Genomic DNA, 22867 nt, shown 5'->3' with positions numbered 1-22867 from the left:
GATTTTTGTCATATACAAAATTTGTGTCTCATGAAGATCCAATGTGGGAGCGGGCTTGCTCGCGAAGAGGCCAAAACAGACGCCGAACTACTGCGCTGGATACTCCCGGTGCATCTGCCCCAGCAGCGCATCCTTGTCATTCCACAACTGATTGATCCAACCCTGAAACTCAAGCCGATACACCCCATCCTGGTCATAGTTCTTGCCAACGAACTGCGGTGGAATCTTCAGCTCCTGAAAATGCACCACCACATCCTTCACGTTCCCACAGAGCAAATCCCAGTAACCGGGACGGCCGGCCGGATAGTGAATGGTCACGTTGACGATGGCTTCCAGCTGATCGCCCATGGCATCCAATACGAAGGCAATGCCACCCGCTTTCGGTTTGAGCAGGTAGCGGAACGGTGAGCTCTGCTGTACGTGCTTGCCTTCGGTGAAACGTGTGCCTTCGACGAAGTTGAAAATCCCCACCGGGTTATTGCGGAACTTGTCGCAGGTCTTGCGGGTGGTTTCCAGGTCTTTGCCTTTCTTCTCCGGATGCTTCTCCAGGTAGGCCTTGGAGTAGCGCTTCATGAACGGAAAGCCGAGTGCCCACCACGCCAGACCAATCACCGGTACCCAGATCAGTTGCTGTTTGAGGAAGAACTTCAGCGGGCGAATCTTCCGGTTCAGCACGTATTGCAACACCATGATGTCGACCCAGCTCTGGTGGTTGCTGGTGATCAGGTACGAGTGCTGATAGTCCAGACCTTCCAGCCCGCTGAGCTGCCAGCGCGTGTGCCCGAGCAGGTCCATCCAGGCCTTGTTGTTGCTGATCCAGGTTTCGTGGATATGGCCCATCAGCCAATCGGTAAAACGTTGGGCGGCGGGGAAGGGCAATAGCAGTTTGAAAATCGCCACGACGAACAGCGGCGTGCAGCAGACAATTGTGTTCAGCGCCAACAGCAGCGAGGCAATCACGCCGCGCACGGGTGCAGGTAGAAAATCCAGCATTTAAACATCCAAAGGTCGGTTGGCAGCTTGAATCGCGGTCAACGCGATGGTGTAGACGATGTCGTCGACCTGCGCGCCGCGCGGCAGGTCATTCACTGGTTTGCGCAGGCCTTGCAGCATTGGCCCGAGGCTGACGCAGTCGGCGCTGCGCTGCACGGCTTTGTGGGTGGTGTTGCCGGTGTTCAGGTCGGGGAACACGAACACTGTGGCGCGACCGGCGACCTGACTGTTCGGCGCCAGTTGCCGGGCAACGGTTTCGTTGGCGGCGGCGTCGTATTGCAATGGGCCGTCGATCAGCAGCGAGTTCTGTTGTTCATGGGCGAGCAACGTCGCTTCGCGAACCTTCTCGACTTCTTCGCCGCTGGCCGATTCACCGCTGGAGTAGCTGATCATCGCCACGCGCGGTGTGATGCCGAAGGCGGCTGCCGAGTCGGCGCTTTGCAGGGCAATCTCGGCCAGTTCGCTGGCGCTCGGGTGCGGGTTCATCACGCAGTCGCCGTAGACCAGCACTTCTTCCGGAAACAGCATGAAGAACACCGAAGACACCAGCGTGCAGCCCGGCGCGGTCTTGATCAGTTGCAGAGCCGGGCGGATGGTGTTGGCGGTGGAGTGAATGACCCCGGACACCAGCCCGTCGACTTCATCCAGCGCCAGCATCATGGTGCCAATCACCACGGTGTCTTCCAGTTGTTGCTCGGCCATCGGCGCGTTGAGGCTTTTGGTTTTGCGCAGGGCAACCATCGGCTCGACGTAGCGTTCGCGAATCAGGTCCGGATCGAGGATTTCCAGCCCCGGCGGCAACTCGATGCCTTGGGCGCGTGCGACCGCTTCGACGTCCGCCGGTTTGGCCAGCAACACGCAACGGGCAATGCCGCGGGACTGACAGATCGCTGCAGCCTGTACGGTCAACGGCTCGCTGCCTTCGGGCAACACGATGCGCTTGTTGGCGGCCTGGGCGCGCTGGATCAGCTGGTAGCGGAACACCGCTGGCGACAGGCGCATTTCCCGTGGCGTGCCGCAGCGTTGGTGCAGCCAGTTGGCGTCGAGGTGGCTGGCGACGAAATCGGTGATGATCTCCGCACGTTCGCGGTCGTCGATCGGGATTTCCTTGTTCAAACTGTTTAACTGGTTGGCGGTTTCGTAGGAACCGGTGCTGACCGACAACACCGGCAGGCCAGCCTGCAAGGCGCCACGGCACAAATCCATGATGCGCGGGTCGGGCAGGGTGTCGCTGGTCAGCAACAGGCCGGCCAGAGGCACGCCGTTCATCGCTGCGAGGCTGACGGCGAGGATGATGTCGTCGCGATCGCCGGGGGTTACCACCAGCACACCAGGTTTGAGCAGCTCCACGGTGTTGCGCATGGTACGCGCGCAGATGATGATTTTGGTCATGCGCCGGGTTTCGTAGTCGCCCGCATTGAGCACCTGAGCGCCCATCAGGTCGGCCACGTCGCGGGTGCGCGGGGCGTTCAGTTCCGGTTGATACGGGATGCAGCCAAGCAGACGGAAGTCGCCACTGCGCAGCAACGGCGAATGTTCCTTCAGGCGCGAGGCGAAGGCCTCCATGCTTTCGTCGGTTTTTACCTTGTTGAGGATCACGCCCAGGACTTTCGGGTCCTTCGGCCCGCCGAATAATTGCGCCTGTAATTCCACCCGGCCGGACAATTCAGTCAGCACTTCGTTTTCCGGTGCCGAGACCAGAATCACATCGGCGTCCAGGCTCTTGGCCAAATGCAGGTTGACCCGCGCCGCATAACTGGCGCTGCGGGTCGGGACCATGCCCTCGACGATCAGCACGTCCTTGCCGACAGCGGCTTGCTGATAGAGGGTGATGATTTCTTCGAGCAGTTCGTCCAGCTGACCGTCGCCGAGCATCCGCTCAACGTGGGCCAGGCCCAGTGGCTGAGGCGGTTTCAAACCGTGGGTGCGGGCCACCAGTTCGGTGGAGCGTTCAGGGCCCGTGTCGCCTGGGTGCGGCTGGGCAATCGGCTTGAAAAAGCCGACTTTGAGACCGGCTCGCTCAAGTGTGCGCACCAGCCCGAGGCTGATGGAGGTCAGACCCACACCAAAATCGGTGGGCGCGATAAAAAAAGTTTGCATGCGGATTCTCTAAGGGTGCATGGCAATGGTGAGCGCCTATGGCTGGCGTTCTACCGAAATTCAGTCGTCAAGGTTATCGCTAACCGAGCCTTGTGCGCACCATCCGCAATCAAAGGGCTGGCCTATTTTTTCCTGACGTAACGCAGGGTCCAGCACCCAGGCCCGGGATTGCCACGGCGGCTGATGGCGCAGATGCTGAGTATGGCCACAGGAAAGCTCGGCTACCCAGTGTCCGTCTTCATCCTGATGGAAGCCTGTGACCGTCGATCCTTTTGTCGCACCCCGTCTGTCCGGGTTGTGTTCGCTTTCGGGCGATTGCTTCGCTAAACTTGGTCTTTCAATATTCTTATGCAAAAGGTCTCGCCCCATGCTGATCGCCGCCAATAAGGCTGTCTCCATCGACTATACCCTTACCAACGACGCTGGTGAGGTCATCGACAGCTCCGCCGGCGGCGCGCCGCTGGTCTACCTGCAAGGCGCAGGTAACATCATCCCGGGCCTGGAAAAGGCTCTGGAAGGCAAAGCAGTCGGTGATGAGGTGAATGTCACCGTAGAACCTGAAGATGCCTACGGCGAATATTCCGCGGAACTGGTCAATACCCTGGACCGCAAGAATTTCGAAGGCGTCGACGAGCTGGAAGTGGGCATGCAGTTCCACGCTTCCGCTCCGGACGGCCAGATGCAGATCGTCACCATCCGCGATCTGGACGGCGACGATGTCACCGTCGATGGCAACCACCCCTTGGCCGGTCAGCGCTTGACTTTCCAGGTCAAGATCGTCGACATCCGTGACGCCAGCCAGGAAGAAATCGCGCACGGTCACGTCCATGGCGAAGGTGGCCATCACCACTGATTTTCTGCGCTAAGCTTTCAAAAGCTGGAAAGGCGCCCGAGGGCGCCTTTTTAGTCCGCGGCTGTCCTTGATGACACCGCCAAGTGGCTGTTTTGAGAAGAACACTGGAATTTGGAGTTCGTCATGAGTGCTTTTCACGACCTTAAACTGACAGCCCTGGATGGTCAGGAGCTACCTTTGGCGCCCTTCAAGGGGCGTGTCGTGCTGGTGGTCAACGTTGCCTCCAAATGTGGTTTGACCCCACAGTACGCGGCGCTGGAAAACCTCTATCAGCAATACAAGGACAGGGGTTTCAGTGTGCTGGGCTTGCCGTGCAACCAGTTTGCCGGGCAGGAACCGGGTACCGAGCAGGAGATCCAGGCGTTCTGCAGCCTTAACTACGGCGTGAGTTTTCCGTTGTCCAGCAAGCTGGAAGTCAACGGCCATGAACGTCATCAGTTATACAAACTGTTGGCGGGCGAAGGCGCGGAATTCCCGGGCGACATCACCTGGAACTTCGAGAAATTCCTGCTGGGCAAGGACGGTCGCGTGCTGGCGCGGTTCTCGCCGCGTACGGCGCCGGATGATCATGCTGTCATCCAGGCGATCGAAAAAGCGCTGGGCTGAAAATCAAAATCAAAAGATCGCAGCCTTCGGCAGCTCCTACGCGCCTGTGGGCGCTGCGATCTTTTCGTTTCTAATCCTTAATCACTTAAATCAATAGTGCTGTTCAAGGCTTGGCAGTCTCCATATTATCGCCGTCATAAAGTCTATGTCCCATGGAGCGTCCCATGCCTGTCAAAGCCCTGTTCAAGCCTTTTCACCTCGGCGCTCTCGAGTTGCCGACCCGCGTCGTCATGGCGCCGATGACCCGCTCGTTTTCGCCGGGCGGCGTGCCCAATTCCAAAGTGATCGAATACTACCGTCGTCGCGCCGCTGCCGGGGTGGGCCTGATCATCACCGAAGGCACCACCGTCGGCCACAAAGCTTCCAACGGTTACCCGAACGTGCCGCATTTCTACGGCGAAGCGGCGCTGGCCGGCTGGAAGAAAGTTGTCGACGCGGTGCACGCCGAAGGCGGCAAGATCGTTCCGCAGCTGTGGCATGTGGGCAGCGTGCGCCGCATCGGCACCGAACCGGACGCCAGCGTGCCGGGTTACGGTCCGTCGGAAAAAATGAAGGACGGGCAGGTCGTGGTTCACGGCATGACCAAGGACGATATCCAGGACGTGATTGCCGCGTTCGCCCAAGCCGCCAAGGATGCTCAGAGCATCGGCATGGACGGCGTGGAAATCCACGGTGCCCACGGTTATCTGGTGGACCAGTTTTTCTGGGAAGGCAGCAATCAGCGCACTGACGAATACGGTGGCAGCCTGGCCAATCGTTCGCGCTTCGCCATCGAACTGATTCAGGCGGTGCGTGCAGCGGTTGGTGAAGGTTTCCCGATCATCTTCCGTTTCTCCCAGTGGAAGCAGCAGGACTACACCGCACGCTTGGTGCAAACCCCACAAGCCCTGGGCGAATTCCTCCAGCCATTGTCCGACGCTGGCGTGGACATTTTCCACTGCTCCACGCGGCGTTTCTGGGAACCGGAGTTTGACGGTTCCGAGCTGAACCTGGCCGGCTGGACCCGCAAGCTCACCGGCAAGCCAACCATTACCGTCGGCAGCGTCGGCCTGGATGGCGAGTTCCTCCAATTCATGGTCAACACCGACAAGATCGCGCAACCGGCCAGCCTGGAAAAACTGCTGGAGCGTTTGAATAATGATGAATTCGATCTGGTGGCCGTGGGGCGTGCCTTGCTGGTGGACCCGGACTGGGCGCAGAAAGTGCGCGACGGACGTGAGCAAGACATCCTGCCGTTCAGCCGTGAGGCTTTGATGACGCTGGTTTAAGCGGCGACAGAACAGACGCCTTCGCGAGCAAGCCCGCTCCCACATTCGACCGAGTTCTCTCAGGGGAATGCGATCAAAGGTGGGAGCAGGCTTGCTCGCGAAGGCTGATTCAATGTCATCAAGGATTCAGGGTAATGTCTGCGCATCAGGAACCACCTGCTCCCCAACACAAGCCCCCCGCAACTGTCCCTCGAACTGCTCGATAATCGCCCCCCAACCCTGACGACTCGCATGCTGGCGCGCATTAAGGCGCACGCAGCGCAAGGTTTCGCGCTCCTCCAGCAGCCAGCGTGCCGCATCGCAGAACGCCTCTTCATCCCCGGGCATGGCCAGTACGCCGTTGTAGCCATGGCGAATATGCTGGGCTGCCGCAGCCTGATCATACGCCACCACTCCCAGCCCCGAGGCCAATGCCTCAAGCACCACATTGCCGAAGGTTTCGGTCAGGCTTGGAAATAGAAACACATCCCCCGACGCATAGTGACTGGCCAAGGCTTCGCCACGTTGTGAACCGCAGAAAATCGCCTCGGGCAGTTCCTTCTCCAGCGCCGATCTTTGCGGCCCATCACCGACCACAATCAATTTCATGTTTCGCTGTGGATAAGTCATTTTCAGCGTGTCGAAACACCGCTTGAGCAAGCCAAGATTTTTCTCTGGCGCCAGGCGTCCTACGTGGATCAAGGCAATGTCTTCCTCGGCCAATCCCCATTGCTCACGCAGCGGTTTCAGCCGTTTGGCCGGATGGAACAACTGGCTGTCGACGCCTCGAGAGAGCAGCGCCAGGCGCTCGAAACGACGGCGTTCCAGCTCCAGTCGCTGGCTGGCGCTGGGCACCAGGGTCAGGGTCGAGCGATTGTGAAACCAGCGCAGGTAGTGAGTCAGCAAGCGGGTCAGCAGCCCGAAGCCGTATTGGCTGGAGTACTGCTGAAAATTGGTATGAAAGCCGCTGACCACAGAAATCCCCAAACGCCGTGCCGCGCGCAATGCCGACAACCCCAGCGGTCCTTCAGTGGCGATGTACAACACATCCGGGCGATGGCGTTTCCAGCGACGCAGCAACTTGTGCATCGACGACTGACCCCATTGCAGGCCGGGATAACCCGGCAGCGGCCAGCCTCGACATAACAGCAACCCATCGTTGCTGCCCATTAGCGGATCGCCACTCTGGCGTGGGCGCACCAACTCGACCTGATGCCCGCGTGCGCGCAAACCGTCGAACAAGCGGCCAAGGGTATTGGCCACGCCGTTGATTTCCGGTGGGAAGGTTTCGGTGATCAGGGTGATATGCAGAGTTGTCGTCATGACCTCAGTGTCGACTGAGGCCATGTCGTCATTGTGACGGTTGAGTGATGGATTTGTGACGCGATCAGCGGCGCTCTGCCACCAGATTTTCCGCCCCACGCTCACGTACCCAGAACAGCGTTGCACCGGCCACTGCCGCCGGCATCATCAGAATGTTGACCACCGGAATCAGCAACACCAGATACACGCTCCCGCCGAAACCGAGGCTCTGCCAGCGTTTCTGCCGCAGCCAGGCGAGCATTTCGTTCCAGCCCAGTTTGTGGTTATCCGCCGGGTAATCGATGTACTGGATCGCCATCATCCACACCCCGAACAGCAGCCACAGCGGCGCGGCGATGATGTTGACCACCGGGATCAACGACAGGATGAACAGCCCGATGGCCCTGGGCAGGAAGTAGCCGAGTTTGCGCATTTCCCGGGACAGGGTACGCGGGATCATGGCGATCAGTTCGCCCCAGCTGAAGGCCGGGAAGTCGTCGGTGCCGCGCACCACTACTTCGACCTTCTCCGCCAGGAAGCCATTGAACGGCGCAGCAATGATGTTGGCGAGCATGGTGAAGGTGAAAAACACCATCAACACCACCAACACGACGAAAATCGGCCACAGGATGTAGCTCAGAAAGCTCAGCCAATCGGGCAGGGACGGCATCAGCGTATCGACCCACATACTGAACTGATGGCCGGCCAGATAGATCAATCCGACGAACAGTACCAGGTTGATCGCCAGCGGCAACAACACAAACAAGCGCAGGCCAGGGCTCAGGACCAGCTTGAGGCCCTCGCGCAGGTATTGCGGGCCAGACAGAACGGGGGCGGGCATAACGTGCTCCGAGCAAAGGGTAAACGCGCCGACCTTACCGGCTTTGCCTGACAGGTGAAAGCGCGGTAGCGGCATCGACATTAACTGTAACAAAGGCGTCTATAAATTCACTGCGACGGGATAGAGACCGCCTATGAGCTGGATTGTTAAACCGTATTTCCTTAATCTTCGCCCCCTCGATACGCTGCACCCATTCTTTTACAGGACTGTCGAGCCCAAGCCTTCCCCAAGTGCTTTCAACGATCCTTTTTTATTCCCGCCGGCAATCCGGCGTTCCGCGCCCAGTGTTTCGGGCCCGGTCAACAGGAGCAGGTCATGTCTGAAGTTCGTCATTCGCGAGTGATTATTCTCGGTTCCGGCCCTGCCGGTTACAGCGCCGCGGTCTATGCCGCCCGTGCCAACCTCAAGCCACTGCTGATCACTGGCATGCAAGCCGGCGGTCAATTGACCACCACCACCGAAGTCGACAACTGGCCGGGCGATGTCCATGGCCTGACCGGCCCGGCGCTGATGGAGCGGATGAAAGAGCACGCCGAGCGCTTTGAAACCGAGATCGTGTTCGACCACATCAATGCCGTGGACTTCGCCGCCAAGCCGTACACCCTGATTGGCGACAGCGCGACTTACACCTGCGACGCACTCATCATCGCCACCGGCGCCAGCGCCCGCTACCTGGGCTTGCCGTCGGAAGAAACGTTCATGGGCAAAGGCGTTTCGGCCTGCGCCACCTGCGACGGTTTCTTCTATCGCAACAAGCCCGTGGCTGTGGTCGGTGGTGGTAATACGGCTGTGGAAGAAGCCTTGTACCTGGCCAACATCGCCAGCACCGTTACCCTGATCCACCGTCGCGAAACGTTCCGCGCCGAGAAAATCCTGATCGACAAGCTCAATGCCCGGGTTGCCGAAGGCAAGATCATCCTGAAGCTGAACTCGACCCTGGACGAAGTGCTGGGCGACAACATGGGCGTGACCGGTGCTCGCCTGAAGAACAACGACGGCAGCTTCGACGAGCTGAAAGTCGACGGCGTGTTCATCGCCATCGGCCACACCCCGAACACTTCGTTGTTCGAAGGTCAGTTGACGTTGAAAGACGGCTACCTGGTTGTGCAGGGCGGTCGTGACGGCAACGCGACTGCGACCAACCTCGAAGGCATCTTCGCCGCCGGTGACGTGGCTGACCACGTTTACCGTCAGGCCATCACCTCGGCCGGCGCCGGTTGCATGGCGGCACTGGATGCCGAGCGCTACCTCGACGATCTGCAGAACGCTTGATACTGATTCTGTAGAAAACAAAAAACCGGCCTCGGCCGGTTTTTTTTGTGCTCGCGATTTATTGCTTGATCACATTTCCAGTGTGGGAGCGGGCTTGCTCGCGAATGCGATGTGTCAGGCAATATGAATATCGACTGATATGCCGCATTCGCGAGCAAGCCCGCTCCCACATGGACTGTGTGAACTTTGGGATCAGGACAATTTCGCCAGGCACACCTCAAGAATATCCAGCCCTTCCTCCAGCACGACAGCTTCAGTGGTCAACGGCGCCAGCAGCCGTACGATGTGGCGCGACTTGCCGCTGGGCATCAACAGCAAGCCCGAGTCGCGCGCGAGGATCAGCAGCTGTGCCAGCTGCGCCGAGGCCGGTGTGCCGTCGGCATTGATCAGCTCGATGCCGCGCATGGCACCGACGCCGGTCAAACGACCCAGATACGGTGACAGTTCGCGGGCTCGCCAGGATTGGTAGCGGCTGACAATCGCTTCTTCCTGTTGCGCACCCCAGGCGTGCAAATGCGCGTCGGTCATTTCATCCAGCGTCGCCAATGCGGCGGCACAGGCGATGGGGTTACCCGAATAGGTGCCGCCCAATCCGCCCTTGGGCAAGTTATCGAGTAGCGACTTACGCCCGACAACCGCCCCCAGCGGCACGCCGCCGGCAATGCTTTTGCCCAGCAGGATCAGGTCCGGCTCAATGCCCAATCGCGAAAACGCAAACCGCTGGCCGGTACGACCGAAGCCAGACTGGATTTCATCGGCGATCAGCAGGATGCCTTTGTCATCACAGAAATGCCGCAGCGCCTGGGCGAACTCCACGTCCATCGCCAGGAAACCCGCTTCGCCCTGTACCGGTTCGACGATAAAACAGGCCACGTCATCAACGTCGATTTCGACGCTGAACAGCCGATCCATCGCCTTCAGGGCCTCGGCGCAGGTCACGCCGTTGTCTTTGCTGGGGAAGGGCAGGTGAAACACCGACCCCGGCAGAACACCGACTTTCTGCTTGTACGGTGCGACTTTACCGTTGAGGTTGAGGGTGGCGAGTGTGCGACCGTGGAAGGCGCCATCGAAAGCGATAACCGCCGTGCGACCGGTGGCGCCACGGACGATCTTCAGGGCATTTTCCGCCGCTTCCGCACCGCTGTTGGTAAGCATGCCGCTGACCGGGTAGTCCACCGGGATAAACGCCGTCAGGCGATCCATCAGTTCCAGATAAGGCACATGCGGCGCGGCGTTGAACGCATAGTGAGTCAACCGGGTGGCTTGTTCACGAATGGCCTCGACGATGCGCGGATGGCAATGGCCGAGGTTCAGTACGCCGATACCACCGACAAAATCGATGTAGCGTTTGCCATCGGTGTCCCAGACCTCAGCGTTTTTGCCGTGGCTGAGCGTGACGGGATGAACGATGTTGATTGACCGACTGATGTTTTCGCTGCTCATGGATACCGGGCTCAGAAGAAGGGAGGCTTCTTTTTATCTAAGCTGCGAGCAGGGGGGACCGGCAAACGAAATAAAGTCGCTGGGTCAATATTAAAAGTCGGGATGTGCGGCAAGAGATGAATGGCAAAAGATCAAAAGATCGCAGCCTGCGGCAGCTCCTACGTGGGAATCGCGTACACCCATGAAATATCGGACGGACACAAATTCTGTAGGAGCTGCCGCAGGCTGCGATCTTTTGATTTTGATCTTTCGCGAATCAGCGGCGGGTCAGCGGCTGCTGCGAGAACTTCACACCGTCCAAACCATGGGCGATCAGCGCGCGGATATTGCCGTGGTCGCTGCCTTGCGGCGTGGCCACTACCGAGCGGTAATGTTCGCCAAACGCCAACAGCGCCTCTTCATCACTCAAGCCTTCCAGCAACGCCAGACCCAGGGTCTTGCACGAACCTTCGTTTTGCCCGGCGGCGTTTTCCACACCGCCGTTATTGAACGCCTGGGGCTGATAGTCGTAACCGGCGGCGATGAACGCCAAGGTATCGGCGAAAGCGTGTTCGCCACTCTTGAGGCTGGCGCGCAGGGTGTTCAGATCATTCATTGGGTTTTCCTTTGGCGAACGCCGCTTGCTGGTCGGCGCTGGCTTCTTTCTGGTATTGGGCTTTCCACTCGGCGTACGGCATGCCGTAAACCACTTCGCGGGCTTCGTCGAGGCTGACGTCGATCTGGCGTTCGTCGGCGGCGGCCTTGTACCACTTGGACAGGCAGTTGCGGCAGAAACCCGAGAGGTTCATCAAGTCGATGTTCTGCACGTCCTTGCGGCTGTCCAGGTGCGCGACCAGCCGGCGAAAGGCGGCGGCTTCAAGTTCCAGGCGTTGTTGATCGTTCATGGGGGTCTCTGCGAGATAGCTTTGAGCAGCAAGCTTCAAGCTGCAAGATGGGTTGCGGTGCCCTTAGCTTACCGCTTGAAGCTTGAAGCTTGAAGCTTGAAGCTTGAAGCTTGAAGCTTGAAGCTTGAAGCTTAGCGACTTGCCGCGAGCGTGATCGACACTGATTCGGCAAAGCGCAAGGCATGAGGCTTGTCGACTTCGACTTCGGCGTACAGCACCGACTCGTTGACCATGATCAGGTCCAGCAATTCCTGGGTCAGGCGTTCGAGCAGGGCAAAGCGATTGCCCTCCACATGGGCGATGATCGCCTTGGTGATGGTGCGGTAATTCAACGCGTGATCGATATCGTTGTCACGCACTGCATCCTGAGCGGCGTACAGGATGGTCAGGTTAATCAGCACATCCTGCTTGTTGAGGATTTCGTCTTCGTTGATCCCGATGAAAGTTCGCAAACACAGGTCCTTGACCCGGATGCGTGCCATTCCTGGTTGAAGTTGTGGCATTGCTACTTGCTCCGTCCAATCAATTGCAGGAACTCCTGGCGGGTATTACTCGACTCGCGGAAGGCGCCGAGCATCACCGAGGTGTTCATGGTCGAATTCTGTTTTTCCACGCCGCGCATCATCATGCACATGTGCTGGGCTTCAATGACCACCGCGACACCGGCGGCGTCGGTCACTTGCTGCACGGCATCGGCGATTTGCCGGGTGAGGTTTTCCTGGATTTGCAGGCGGCGGGCGAACATATCCACAAGCCGCGCAATCTTCGACAGGCCCAGCACCTTGCCCGTTGGAATATAAGCCACATGAGCCTTGCCGATGAAGGGCAGCATGTGATGTTCGCAGAGCGAGTACAGCTCGATGTTGTCGACAATGATCATTTCATCGTTGTCAGAGGCAAACAGCGCGCCGTTGACGATTTCTTCGACACTTTGCTCGTAACCATGACACAGGTACTGCATCGCCTTGGCGGCGCGCACCGGGGTGTCTTGCAGCCCTTCGCGGTCAGGATTTTCACCGAGGCCGATCAGGATCTCGCGATAGCTCTGGGACAAGGAATTGTGTGGCGGGAATAACGTCATGGGACATCCTCGCGGGAGCGGCTTATTTGACGTGCCGTCCGCCGTTGACGGTCAGGGTCGTGCCGGTGACATAAGGGTTGTCGAGCAAATAACGCAGGCTCTGGTAGATCACTTCGCTGCCGGGCTCGATACCCAGTGCCGATTTGGCCAGAACCCTGGCGCGGTACGCCGCGTCGTCGTCGGGATTGAACAGTAGCAGGGCTGGCGCGATACCGTTGACCTTGATGCTGGGTGCGTACTTCGCGGCAAAGGACAGGGTCAGGCTGTCGAGCCCGGCTTTGCTGGCGCAGTAGCCGATATGCTTGCTGCTGCCCTTGCGGGTCACATCATCGCTGATGTGCACAATGTCGGCGGGACTTGAACGACGTAGCAGGTCGGCACAGTGCAGGTTGATCAGGTAGGGCGCCAGCATATGCACGCTGAACATGCGGGTGAAAGCCGCGGCTTCGGTACCCGGGGTTTCGGCCAACCATTCGGAAGCGTTATGGACAACCGCCCGCAAACTGTCGGTGCGGTTTTTCAGTTCGCCGATGAACGCAAGGATGCCGGCCTCGCTGGAAAAGTCCGCAAACACTGCGGTTGCCCCCAGATCACGCAGGCTTTGCACACCAGGGCGTTCGCTGCGATAGCTGAAAATGACCGCATGACCGTCTTCGAGCAAACGCTGCGCACAGTGCAGGCCGACACGCTGGCCGGCACCGGTGATGAGGATTGGGGCTGCGGTAGAGGTCATGAAACGGCTCGCATCGCGGTAAGAGCAAAACTATACCAGCGACGGGAGGCGTACACCTATTGTGGGAGCGGGCTTGCTCGCGAAGGCGGACTGACAGTCGGCAAAATGTCGACTGTTACACCGTTTTCGCGAGCAAGCCCGCTCCCACAAGGGGATCAGCGATGCTGGGTTGAGGGTTCGGCGGGCAACGGACGGGCAGATGGGGTATGCAGCCACCCGGCCAGCAGACGCGTCGACAGCGGAATGAAGAAATACACCATCAATGGCGTCAGGCACAGGGTGCTGACAAACACGCGGGTCAGCAAACCCGTTTCAGCCAGCAGCGGCCCCAGTACAAAATTGAACAATAGGGATACCGGAAAGAACGCCAACCAGATGGCCACGGCCTGTTTCCAGCGCGGCGGACGTTGGCCGATCGCACCGAACCAGCCATCGAGGCCACTGACCCGATGTTCTGAAGGGTTAGCAAACAGATCAGTGCCGCGCCCCAGCCAGGCAGTACGCGATGCGGAATGCTCCCAGGCGTGCATGGTCTGCTCGTCGGCGAAACGGAAGATAATCTGGAACTCGTCATCGTCGGGCGGTGGGGCGAGCACACCAGAGCCGAGGTAACCGGGGAAATCGGTGGCCAGTTGTTCGCCTTCGCGCAACCAGGCCATCAGGTCCTGATAACGCCCATCGGCGACGCGGCGCGCAACCATCAGGGTGACGGGTGAGGTAGACATTTTGTATCTCCGTAGGGCAAACGCGTCGCTCCGGATAAGAGCTTCGCCAGACACAGCGCCGGGGTGGTGGGCTGCGTCTGACAAGCAAGGATTATTCCTGATTTTTTCTGGGACGTCTGTCCCAATTAGTTCAATGGCGTGTTGATAACTAATGGGGCAGTGGAGTTAGAATGGATCCAACTTTATACATGGGACGTTGCCTGTGCTGACCGACCTTGCACCTGGCTTACCCCTCAGCACCTCGCTGATTCGAGAAGAACTGTTTCCGATTCGCGAAGTGGCGCGTCTGACAGGAGTCAACCCTGTCACGCTACGCGCATGGGAGCGGCGGTACGGTTTGATCCAACCCATGCGCACCGAAAGCGGGCACCGTTTGTATTCGATGACCCATATCGAGCGTATTCGTAGCATCCTTGGCTGGATGGAACGGGGCGTCGCAGTCAGCAAGGTCGGCAAGATACTGGCCAAGACCGAACCGCTCAAGGTACTGGCGCAGGTCATTCCCAGCGAACTCGTTCAAGCCGACTACGACCGATGGCAGCAGCAGGTCAGGGCTGCGGTAAGTGCCTTCGACGAAGTTCAACTGGAGCACGCTTACGGTCAGATTTTTTCCAGTTACCCAATGACGGTGGTGTTTCAGGACATTCTGATTCCGGTCTGGAAGCTATTGCTACAACGCCATGAAGCGTTCGGTCAGATCAGCGAGTGGCTTTTTCTGGATGGGTTTCTACGAGCTAGAGTGTTGCAGCGCCTGTTACTGGTGCGAGTCATGCAACCGCGACGAGTGATTGTCTGCGCCTTGGCCGATCAATGCCGTGAACTCGACGTGTTGGTCACGGCGCTGTACCTGAGCAGCGTCGATTCGGCAATTCAGTTGTTGGCGATCGGCCAGCCCTTCGAAGAATTGGTTTTGGTCTGCGAGAAGATCAGGCCCAAGGCACTGATACTGGTTTCCAACCACGCGCCGGCAAACGACCTGCCTGGACGTTTGAATCGTCTGGCGATGAGCCTGGATTGCCAGGTGTTGCTGGCCGGAGATGCATCGGACCTGGTGCAGGAGAGCCTGGCTGGATCGTCGATCGGTTGTCTGGGAAATGAGGGAGTGTTAATGCGCCAGCGTCTGAAGCAGTTCCTGGCGGGAAACCTCGATACCTGAGCGTAGACAGACTGAAAGATCAGATATGCAATGCAGGATGGGTCAGGCGATGTTGCTGAAGAATGTACTGACGCAGACGTTCGGTTTCGTCCTTGTCACTCTGGCTCAATTCGTAGGCGTAGAAACCTTGCTCGGTTTCACGCTCGAAGGTGCCGCGCAACGCAATCCGCTCATAACCTGACGGGCTGAACCACAACGCGAAATGCTTTGGTGCCTTGGTCTTGTTGCGAACCTCCAGCAAAACTCCTTTGAACGATATTTCATGCACCCACATCGTGCCGGGTTGGCCCTTGGCATTTTCCAGTGCCACAGGCTCTTCGAGCGCCAGGCGCCATGGCCGAACCATCGGCCCGTCTTCATAGATGCTGGGGACGCCGAGGCGTAGATGCATGGCGTGGAACTCATCTTCCACCAAGTGCAGCGGGAAGGTTATCTGCTGATTTTCGAAATTGGCCTGGATAGTGACTTGTTCATGCGCCGCCAGGCGTGTGAGTAAGTCACGAATCTGCGAACCACCATTGACGAGCAGACTCGACGTCGCATCCCGCACATTGAGTTGCGGGTTGTGCTGCATGTTCTGGATAAAATCCAGCTCATCCTGGGTCAAGAGTGCGTCGCGCTGCATGGGTTTGCTCGAAAGGAATAATTACAAAGTCATCGGTGATTGTAGTAAATGACCACTAATTCGCCGATTGGTTTGAGCCGTTCGTCGTTTTGAGTGCGGCAATTTCGGCCTGTGCCTCGGCCAATTGCGCTTCCAGCTGCGCGACTCGCTGCTGCGCCTTGACCTGAACCGTGACGTCTTTCTGCACCCCGACAAAATAGGTCTGCCCGTCATGCGGGTTTTTTACCGTGGAAAGCGACAGTTCGTTCCAGAACGGTGTGCCGTCCTTGCGGTAATTCCTGAGGATTTCCCGGCAGGAACCGCCACTGCCCAACGCCTGCCGAATCAAGGCGAGGGCGGCCTGATCCCGGTCTCCTGCCTGCAAAAAACGGCAATCCTGATAGAGGACTTCTTCGCTGGTATAACCCGTCAGGCGCTCGAATGCCGGGTTTACGTAAATCAGGATGTTGTCCTGCTCGCCTTCCTTTTCAGCAATCACGATGCCGTCGTTGGAAGCATCGATCACCATTTGCAGCAGCGAGGCATTGATCATCGCAAAGTCCTTTGCGCATTGATTGATACGCTGCATTCTAAAAGATCAACGAGGGCGGTGCTGTTAATATCTCCTACTTTTATTTAGATTCAGGATCAGATTGATGAAAGTCGCCATCCTTTCCGGCTCGGTGTACGGCACGGCTGAAGAAGTCGCCCGTCACGCTGCAAGCATTTTGAACGCCGCCGGTTTTGAAACATTGCACAACCCGCGTGCGACCCTCGCCGATGTTCAAGCGTTTGGCCCCGAAGCATTGCTGGCGGTGACCTCGACCACCGGCATGGGCGAGTTGCCGGACAATCTGCAGCCGTTGTATTTCGCCATCCGCGATCAGTTGCCGGCGGCCTGGCGTGGCTTGCCAGGCGCGGTAATCGGTTTGGGCGATTCGAGTTATGGCGATACCTTCTGCGGTGGCGGTGAGCAAATGCGCGAATTGTTCGGCGAACTGGGCGTGCGCGAAGTGCTGGAGATGCTACGCCTGGACGCCAGCGAAACCGTGACGCCGGAAACCGATGCCGAGCCTTGGCTGGCGGAACTGGTCAGCGCACTGCGAGGCTGACTTGTGCGGGTGCTCTGACAATGGATCCAGACTCACCCGTGCACTGACTCGCTCGGCCATCAAGCTGGCTGCCAATGCAACTACCCGAAATCCGGAGGCTGACTAGACTGCTGTAACGCAGTGAAAACAATAAAAACCCAGAAAAATAAAAAAGGGAATTCTTGCCGTGAGCGTAGCCCCTGTCCAATCGCCATACAGCATCAAAGACAAAGTCAGTGCCGCCGAATGGCAGGCGCGCGTCGATCTGGCGGCCTGCTATCGTCTGGTCGCCCTGCATGGCTGGGATGACCTGATCTTCACGCATATTTCCGCCAAGGTGCCTGGCACTGAAGACTTCCTGATCAACCCGTTCGGGCTGATGTTCCATGAGATAACGGCGTCGAGCCTGGTCAAGGTCGATCAGGCCGGCAACAAGTTGATGGACAGCCCTTACGAGATCAACCCGGCGGGTTACACCATCCACAGCGCCGTGCATGAAGTCCGTCATGACGTCGTGTGTGTACTGCACACCCACACTGCGGCGGGGGTGGCAGTATCGGCACAGAAGCAGGGCATCTTGCCGATCAGTCAGCAGTCCTTGTTCGTTCTTTCCAGCCTGGCTTATCACGCCTACGAAGGCGTTGCGCTGAACCATGAAGAGAAGGCGCGACTGCAAGCCGATCTTGGCGAAAACAATTTCCTGATGCTGCACAACCATGGTCTGCTGACCTGTGGCGGCACCATCGCCGACACGTTCCTGATGATGTTCACCTTTCAGCGCGCCTGCGAGATTCAAGTGCTGGCGCAGAACGGTGGTGCGGAGCTGATCGCCATCGAACCGCAGATTCTGGCGGGCGCCAAGGCGATGATCGCCGGTGTCACTAAAAGTGCTCAAGGGATGGGCGGCGCGCTGGCCTGGCCGGCGCTGCTGCGCAAACTCGATAAACAAGATCCGGGTTATAAACTCTAAATGGCCCTTGCCGAGATTCCGCTGTGTGTCTGGCGCAAGCGCGGCCAGACCTTCGTATTCCGCGGTCAGACCCTGCGCTATTGGGCCGCGGGGCAAGGCGAGCCGCTGTTGCTGATCCATGGCTTCCCGACGGCCAGTTGGGACTGGCATTACTTGTGGCAGCCGCTGGCGCAGCGCTATCGGGTGATTGCCTGCGACATGCTCGGCTTCGGCGATTCGGCCAAACCGATGAACCACAACTACAGCCTGCTGGAACAGGCCGATTTGCAACAGGCCTTACTGGCGCATCTGAACGTTGAACAACCCGTTCACGTGTTGGCACACGATTATGGCGACAGCGTGGCCCAGGAATTGTTGGCCCGGCACTATGAAACGCGCGCTGATATCGCCAGCTGCGTGTTCCTCAATGGTGGGCTGTTTCCCGAAACCCATCGCCCGGTGTTGATGCAAAAACTCCTGCTCAGCCCTTTGGGCTGGATGATCGGGCGAGCCTTTACCCGAGACGCGTTGGTGAAGAGTTTCCAGCAGGTCTTCGGCCCGCAGACCCGGCCGACGGAAAGTGAACTGGATGATTTCTGGAGCCTGGTCGATAACAATCGCGGGCAGCGGATCATGCACAAATTGATCAGTTATATCCCGCAGCGCCGTGTCCAGCGTGAGCGTTGGGTCAGCGCCATGCAGCGCTGCGAGGTGCCGTTGCGGTTCATCAATGGCGAGGTCGATCCGGTTTCCGGCGCGCACATGGTGGCGCGCTATCGGCAACTGATTCCCGACCCAGACACCATTCTGCTAGCCGGGATCGGCCATTACCCGCAGATCGAAGCGCCAGCGCAGGTGCTCAAGCATTATCTGGAGTTTCGCGACCGGCTGGTTTCACCGCCACGCAAGGTGGCCTGTTCCTGACTATCCCGCTGTCTTATTGCGCACCATTCAGCCGCCCCCGTGTTCATTGTGACCGGCAGCCTCGTGGCTGACACTCGCACTCATTGTCCCCTGGCCTGCTGGAGTTTCCCCATGAATGAGTCTGTGCGCTTCGAAGATAAAGTGGTGATCGTCACCGGTGCGGGCGGTGGTTTGGGGCAGGCGCACGCGCTGCTGTTCGCAAAGCAGGGCGCCAAAGTGTTGGTCAATGATCTCGGTGGTTCGACTCAAGGCGAAGGCGCCAATGCGTCGGCGGCCGATCGTGTGGTCGCGCAAATTCGTGAAGCCGGCGGCATCGCCGAGGCCAACCACGATTCCGTCACCGACGGTGACAAAATCGTCCAGCATGCACTCGACACATTCGGCCGCGTCGATGTCGTGGTGAACAACGCCGGCATCCTGCGAGACAAGACCTTTCACAAAATGGACGACAGCGACTGGGACCTGGTTTACCGCGTCCACGTCGAAGGCGCCTACAAGGTCACCCGCGCCGCCTGGCCACACATGCGCGAGCAAAACTATGGCCGCGTGATCTTCACCGCGTCGACCTCGGGCATTTACGGCAACTTCGGCCAGTCCAATTACGGCATGGCCAAACTCGGTCTCTATGGCCTGACCCGCACACTGGCCATCGAAGGCCGCAAGAACAACATCTTGGTCAACGCCATCGCCCCGACCGGCGGCACCCGCATGACCGAAGGCCTGATCCCGCCGCAAGTGTTCGAACAACTCAAACCGGAACTGGTCAGCCCGCTGGTGGTGTACCTGGCCAGCGAGCATTGTCAGGAAACGTCCGGGCTGTTCGAGGTGGGTGGCGGCTGGATGGGCAAGGTGCGCTGGGAGCGTAGCCTTGGGGCCGGGTTTGATCCGCGGGTGGGGTTTTCGCCGGAAGATGTGGCGGCGCATTGGCAGCAGATTTGCGATTTTGAGGGCGCAGCGCATCCGAAGGACAATATTGAGGCGTTGAAGGAAATGATGGGGAATTTGCAGAGATATACGGTTTAAGTGGAGCAGGCCACCAAGCTGAGGCTTGGTGGCCGAGTTGCTTGTTAAGAATATTTATTTTCGGTAATAAACTGAGGGGCTTTCCAGTTCGGTCCCTTTACAGTTTTTCCATGTTCATCGCTAGCCAGTACGCCATCGCTGAAGAGCGAGTTGTAAGTGTTTACCAGTTCACCATTTAAAATTATCTCCTGGCGGTGTCGCCCATACATTCTGTCGACCGCTTGGGCAGACCTGAAAAGCGCGAAATACGAAACGACATCTTCTACCGATTCGTTTTTGATGATTTGTTCGATAGGGCTCATTGTTCGAAGCTCCTCATGTCTTTTTCGTACTCTCTTTGGTCTTGTGCATTCATTGCGCTGATTGCTTCTTCGCTATACAAAAGTGTCAATTCGCTTCCTAGCTTGTAGTCCTCAAGAGTAGCCGTATGTGCATTGTTCCATATTTGAGACTCGTCGGAAGGAGATGCGGTGTCGCTATAGCCGAACGCCCTGTAACGCTCTAGTTCTCGTATCTCATGAGTGTAGTAGCGTAAATCTGTGTCAGTTACTTTTCCGTGTTGGCTCAGAATTTTTTCTAGGCGTCGAACCATTATGTCGTTGGCGTCCGATTGATCGAGCCGTGCGATGTGTAATTTCACTGCATCAATTCCGGTTTGGGTAATGACAGCCGTGCGCCAGTCCAGATCGAGTATCGGTCCACCCGCCAGCTCCGGATTGAAAAGACGCCCGCTGTATTTACCTTTGACGTAAGCCCCTTGATAGGGACTGCTGATAACGACATACAGCGGCGCAATACCCGAATCATCTGGAAAGACGATGATGGACCAGTCCCAACCCTCCACCAGTATGGGATGCAAATCCAGACGCCCTTCGAGCGGCACGATTGGGATTCCGGGATACGTCGGCGTATCAGCCTGAACAATCGGCCGTTCGGTCGAGCTGTTACCCGGCGTGACGGCGGGCGTCCAGGTCAGGGTATTGGTTGGCGAGTCAGGCAGGCTGAGCCGATAAACGTTGTTCTGTGCATCGAATGTGGCGTGCCTCACCGGAACGCTGGGGTGAATATCGAACCCGTCGGCGGTGATAACAAAGACCTCTGCGCCTGAGCCGATGGGTCTGTAGCCAATTCCGACCGGCAGATCCAGTGTTCCTTGCCGGTCTGCAATCGCTCGCAGTGACTGTGCATTTTCTGACGTCAGTTCCGCGAGCGGTATGCTCATCGTAAAGCGTTCGCCGTTTCCCAGGCGCGAAGGTGTCAGCAGAGCGGCGAAACCGATCAGTACAGAGCCCAGTGTCGCGGCGCCTGCCGCAGTTGCCACCTGCAATGCCGAACGTAGCGCGGTGAGTATCGCGGCCGATGTTTCGGGAGCGAGGATGACGGCGGTCGAGGCGAAGGAAAATACCGGGCTGGAAGAGGCTGTCGCTCCGCTAGCGGGATATACACGCAGGGCTGCTGAAGCCGCCTGCTGTTTCTCGTGCTCTTGCCGTTCAGCTTCAACACGAAGCTGTTCTGCCTGACGTTGAGCCTCGGCCAGTGTTGCAAGCTGTGCCTGTTCAGCAGCGACTTGTCGCGCGGCGGCTTCGGCGGCAACCCGTGCTTGTTCGACAGCCAGTCGTTGGGCCTCGGCCAGCACCGCAAGTCGTGCCTGCTCCCGGGCACGGATGGCGGCTTGCTCGTTGATTTGGGCCAATTCGGCCGCGACCCGACGGGCTTCCTGTTCAGCCGCCACTCGCGCCTGATCATTGGCTTGCACGGCCGCCAGCCAGTTGAGTACGTTGATGTGTTGCTGATTCAGCATCTGGATGGTTTGCGACAGCAGCCTTGCCTCGTATGCTGCCTTGTACGAGGTCATCCAGGCTTGGATCGCGATACCATTCGCGGGAACTGGCTTCTCCAGGGTCAAGGCTTTTGGATAGAACGCCTGCAAAGGCTTGCCGATGGGGTCTACGCCATAAAAACTATTGGCGATCGCCGTTTTGTGGTGAAAGTCGGCGGTCTTGCGCGCCAGAAGCGTGTTGCGCACGCCCAGTTCGCGAATGATTGCCTCGGCAGGGGGAAGCGGGTGAGTCGATCCCTCGAGTCTTGTGGCTGCCAGTTCTTGCTCGATAGTTTGCGGTAGTTGACTGGATCGGACTTGAAACTCCTGTTCTGAAGTCTTGGTGGTGCTCCGCAATTTGTTCAAGATTGTCCCGACTGCCGGCTGGAAGCCGAAATGTCCGCTGTTAGGGTAGTTTGGTGAAGTGGCGGGTACGGGGTTTACGCCCGGAGGCGCTATTGCTGTGGTATGCACAGCTTGAGTTAACACCAATGGTGGAGGTTTTTGCATATTCATATCCTTTTGAATGTGCGCTGTATTCAAGAAAGTATTTTTAGTAAGCGATTGTTTTGCGCCATTTAACGTTACAGCAGAAGCCGCAGGCATGAGTCTGAGAGTGTTGTAAGAAGTTACATATAGAAGAAGGGGAAGTTTCGATGGGATAGAAATGAAGGAAGGATGTTCCTTCGAATAAAAAGACGTTTCCCATGCTGTTGCAGGAAAGATCTTTCAAGGGTGTCTTCAGAAGCAATGGGAGACGCTATCGCCACAAAACCATCCCCCATAAAAAAGGCCGCTGCAAACGCAGCGGCCAAAGCAAGACGTTGGATCAAGGAGCAATAAATCAACGTCAGTGAACACGGGGCGATGAGTCGAAAGTAACGCTTCAAATCATCTGGATTCTGTTGCGAATGAGGTGGGACCATCATCCCCAACGCTTCATGCTTTCAGCTGTTTGCCGTGAAAGCCCAGCAAGAATAAGGGCTTGAGCGCAAAGGAAAAATAGCGATTCCAGACATGCACTGTTGCAGGCTGGGCAACAGTCTCCGGCCGACTTTTTGTAGCACGCCCTCCCATGCGCCCCGCTGATAACCCCCCATCCAGTCCATCCATACCCCGCGCAAACCCCCGTCCCATGCGGGCATTCATCCTTTGGAGGTACAGCGCGAATACCTCTTTGGTGCGCTTATCGCTCCCGACGTGCGGCAGTAGGGTGGGGCC

At 58.0% G+C, this 22867-nt stretch carries 25 protein-coding genes; 9 read left to right on the top strand and 16 right to left on the bottom strand.

The features are described 5' to 3' along the window. Nucleotides 1–87: 87 nt before the first annotated feature. Genes ABH909_RS27780 through ABH909_RS27770 form a run of 3 tightly spaced genes read right to left on the bottom strand, consistent with a single transcriptional unit; the run spans nt 88 to nt 3492 of the window. On the bottom strand, nt 88–993 hold the full coding sequence (locus tag ABH909_RS27780) for an acyltransferase (RefSeq protein WP_429439321.1): 906 nt from the start codon (nt 991–993) through the stop codon (nt 88–90). Next, nucleotides 994–3093 (bottom strand): phosphate acetyltransferase, encoded by a 2100-nt coding sequence (pta, locus tag ABH909_RS27775; RefSeq protein ID WP_429439319.1) that lies wholly within the window; start codon nt 3091–3093, stop codon nt 994–996. Nucleotides 3094–3153: 60 nt separating this feature from the next. Then, on the bottom strand, nt 3154–3492 hold the full coding sequence (locus ABH909_RS27770; RefSeq protein ID WP_429439316.1) for a DUF3565 domain-containing protein: 339 nt from the start codon (nt 3490–3492) through the stop codon (nt 3154–3156). Here ABH909_RS27770 and ABH909_RS27765 point away from each other — a divergent pair. The 3 genes from ABH909_RS27765 to ABH909_RS27755 all read left to right on the top strand — a co-directional run bounded on the left by ABH909_RS27765 (nt 3461) and on the right by ABH909_RS27755 (nt 5820). Next, nucleotides 3461–3946, top strand: a complete 486-nt coding sequence (locus tag ABH909_RS27765) for an FKBP-type peptidyl-prolyl cis-trans isomerase (protein ID WP_429439314.1) — start codon at nt 3461–3463, stop codon at nt 3944–3946. The genes ABH909_RS27770 and ABH909_RS27765 overlap by 32 nt on opposite strands. 123 nt (nt 3947–4069) lie before the next feature. Then, the gene (locus ABH909_RS27760) at nt 4070–4552 is read left to right on the top strand and encodes a glutathione peroxidase (protein WP_429439311.1); all 483 of its coding nucleotides are present in this window, start codon (nt 4070–4072) and stop codon (nt 4550–4552) included. Nucleotides 4553–4716: 164 nt separating this feature from the next. Further along, nucleotides 4717–5820 carry an NADH:flavin oxidoreductase gene (locus ABH909_RS27755; protein WP_429439309.1) on the top strand — a complete coding sequence of 368 codons (1104 nt, stop codon included), beginning with the start codon at nt 4717–4719 and terminating at the stop codon, nt 5818–5820. Between the two features lie 126 nt (nt 5821–5946). On the opposite strand, the gene ABH909_RS27750 is transcribed toward ABH909_RS27755, so the two are convergent. Together ABH909_RS27750 and cysZ are read right to left on the bottom strand one after the other, a co-directional pair. Further along, nucleotides 5947–7146, bottom strand: a complete 1200-nt coding sequence (locus tag ABH909_RS27750) for a glycosyltransferase family 4 protein (protein ID WP_429439306.1) — start codon at nt 7144–7146, stop codon at nt 5947–5949. Between the two features lie 40 nt (nt 7147–7186). Further along, nucleotides 7187–7942 (bottom strand): sulfate transporter CysZ, encoded by a 756-nt coding sequence (cysZ, locus tag ABH909_RS27745; RefSeq protein ID WP_429439303.1) that lies wholly within the window; start codon nt 7940–7942, stop codon nt 7187–7189. 315 nt (nt 7943–8257) lie between these two features. Here cysZ and trxB point away from each other — a divergent pair, with 315 nt between their 5' ends. Then, a complete protein-coding gene (gene trxB / locus ABH909_RS27740; RefSeq protein ID WP_008008648.1) occupies nt 8258–9214 on the top strand; it encodes a thioredoxin-disulfide reductase in 957 nt (318 codons plus the stop codon). A 192-nt stretch (nt 9215–9406) separates the two neighbouring features. On the opposite strand, the gene ABH909_RS27735 is transcribed toward trxB, so the two are convergent. The 7 genes from ABH909_RS27735 to ABH909_RS27705 form a co-directional block, all read right to left on the bottom strand. Further along, entirely contained in the window at nt 9407–10657 is a 1251-nt protein-coding gene (locus ABH909_RS27735; RefSeq protein WP_429439300.1) for a 2-aminoadipate transaminase, read from the bottom strand. Between the two features lie 256 nt (nt 10658–10913). Next, nucleotides 10914–11252 carry a HopJ type III effector protein gene (locus ABH909_RS27730; protein WP_429439297.1) on the bottom strand — a complete coding sequence of 113 codons (339 nt, stop codon included), beginning with the start codon at nt 11250–11252 and terminating at the stop codon, nt 10914–10916. After that, a complete protein-coding gene (locus ABH909_RS27725) occupies nt 11245–11541 on the bottom strand; it encodes a DUF1244 domain-containing protein (RefSeq protein ID WP_018927179.1) in 297 nt (98 codons plus the stop codon). Before ABH909_RS27725 ends, ABH909_RS27730 begins: the two co-directional genes overlap by 8 nt. Before the next feature lie 131 nt (nt 11542–11672). Next, nucleotides 11673–12044, bottom strand: a complete 372-nt coding sequence (gene folX, locus ABH909_RS27720; RefSeq protein ID WP_007901645.1) for a dihydroneopterin triphosphate 2'-epimerase — start codon at nt 12042–12044, stop codon at nt 11673–11675. Nucleotides 12045–12046: 2 nt separating this feature from the next. After that, a complete protein-coding gene (folE, locus tag ABH909_RS27715; RefSeq protein ID WP_008070545.1) occupies nt 12047–12622 on the bottom strand; it encodes a GTP cyclohydrolase I FolE in 576 nt (191 codons plus the stop codon). Between the two features lie 22 nt (nt 12623–12644). Further along, nucleotides 12645–13355 (bottom strand): dihydromonapterin reductase, encoded by a 711-nt coding sequence (folM, locus tag ABH909_RS27710; RefSeq protein ID WP_429439294.1) that lies wholly within the window; start codon nt 13353–13355, stop codon nt 12645–12647. A 155-nt stretch (nt 13356–13510) separates the two neighbouring features. Further along, nucleotides 13511–14080: an antibiotic biosynthesis monooxygenase gene (locus ABH909_RS27705; RefSeq protein ID WP_429439292.1), complete on the bottom strand. Its 570-nt coding sequence runs from the start codon at nt 14078–14080 to the stop codon at nt 13511–13513. A 196-nt stretch (nt 14081–14276) separates the two neighbouring features. Here ABH909_RS27705 and ABH909_RS27700 point away from each other — a divergent pair, with 196 nt between their 5' ends. Then, entirely contained in the window at nt 14277–15236 is a 960-nt protein-coding gene (locus ABH909_RS27700) for a MerR family transcriptional regulator (RefSeq protein ID WP_429439289.1), read from the top strand. Nucleotides 15237–15255: 19 nt separating this feature from the next. On the opposite strand, the gene ABH909_RS27695 is transcribed toward ABH909_RS27700, so the two are convergent. After that, on the bottom strand, nt 15256–15861 hold the full coding sequence (locus ABH909_RS27695) for a hypothetical protein (protein WP_429439286.1): 606 nt from the start codon (nt 15859–15861) through the stop codon (nt 15256–15258). Nucleotides 15862–15916: 55 nt separating this feature from the next. Further along, nucleotides 15917–16393 carry a PAS domain-containing protein gene (locus ABH909_RS27690; protein ID WP_429439284.1) on the bottom strand — a complete coding sequence of 159 codons (477 nt, stop codon included), beginning with the start codon at nt 16391–16393 and terminating at the stop codon, nt 15917–15919. 103 nt (nt 16394–16496) lie between these two features. Here ABH909_RS27690 and ABH909_RS27685 point away from each other — a divergent pair, with 103 nt between their 5' ends. The 4 genes from ABH909_RS27685 (at nt 16497) to ABH909_RS27670 (ending at nt 19827) form a co-directional block, all read left to right on the top strand. Beyond that, nucleotides 16497–16952, top strand: coding sequence for a flavodoxin (locus tag ABH909_RS27685; protein ID WP_429439281.1), 456 nt, complete (start codon nt 16497–16499; stop codon nt 16950–16952). Between the two features lie 166 nt (nt 16953–17118). Beyond that, nucleotides 17119–17901, top strand: a complete 783-nt coding sequence (locus ABH909_RS27680; protein ID WP_429439279.1) for a class II aldolase/adducin family protein — start codon at nt 17119–17121, stop codon at nt 17899–17901. Further along, nucleotides 17902–18804, top strand: coding sequence for an alpha/beta fold hydrolase (locus ABH909_RS27675; protein WP_429439276.1), 903 nt, complete (start codon nt 17902–17904; stop codon nt 18802–18804). Nucleotides 18805–18915: 111 nt separating this feature from the next. Further along, entirely contained in the window at nt 18916–19827 is a 912-nt protein-coding gene (locus ABH909_RS27670) for an SDR family oxidoreductase (RefSeq protein WP_429439273.1), read from the top strand. A 44-nt stretch (nt 19828–19871) separates the two neighbouring features. Here ABH909_RS27670 and ABH909_RS27665 read toward each other — a convergent pair whose 3' ends face one another. Further along, nucleotides 19872–20129: an immunity protein gene (locus tag ABH909_RS27665; protein ID WP_183683674.1), complete on the bottom strand. Its 258-nt coding sequence runs from the start codon at nt 20127–20129 to the stop codon at nt 19872–19874. Further along, nucleotides 20126–22156, bottom strand: a complete 2031-nt coding sequence (locus tag ABH909_RS27660) for an S-type pyocin domain-containing protein (RefSeq protein ID WP_429439270.1) — start codon at nt 22154–22156, stop codon at nt 20126–20128. The genes ABH909_RS27665 and ABH909_RS27660 overlap by 4 nt, the downstream gene beginning before the upstream one ends. Nucleotides 22157–22867: the final 711 nt, after the last annotated feature.

Origin of the sequence: Pseudomonas sp. BS3782 TE3695 (genome assembly GCF_050435305.1) — a bacterium.
Lineage (GTDB): Bacteria > Pseudomonadota > Gammaproteobacteria > Pseudomonadales > Pseudomonadaceae > Aquipseudomonas.
The sequence above is the reverse complement of the archived record's forward strand: the minus strand, read 5'-3'. Positions and strand labels throughout refer to the sequence as shown.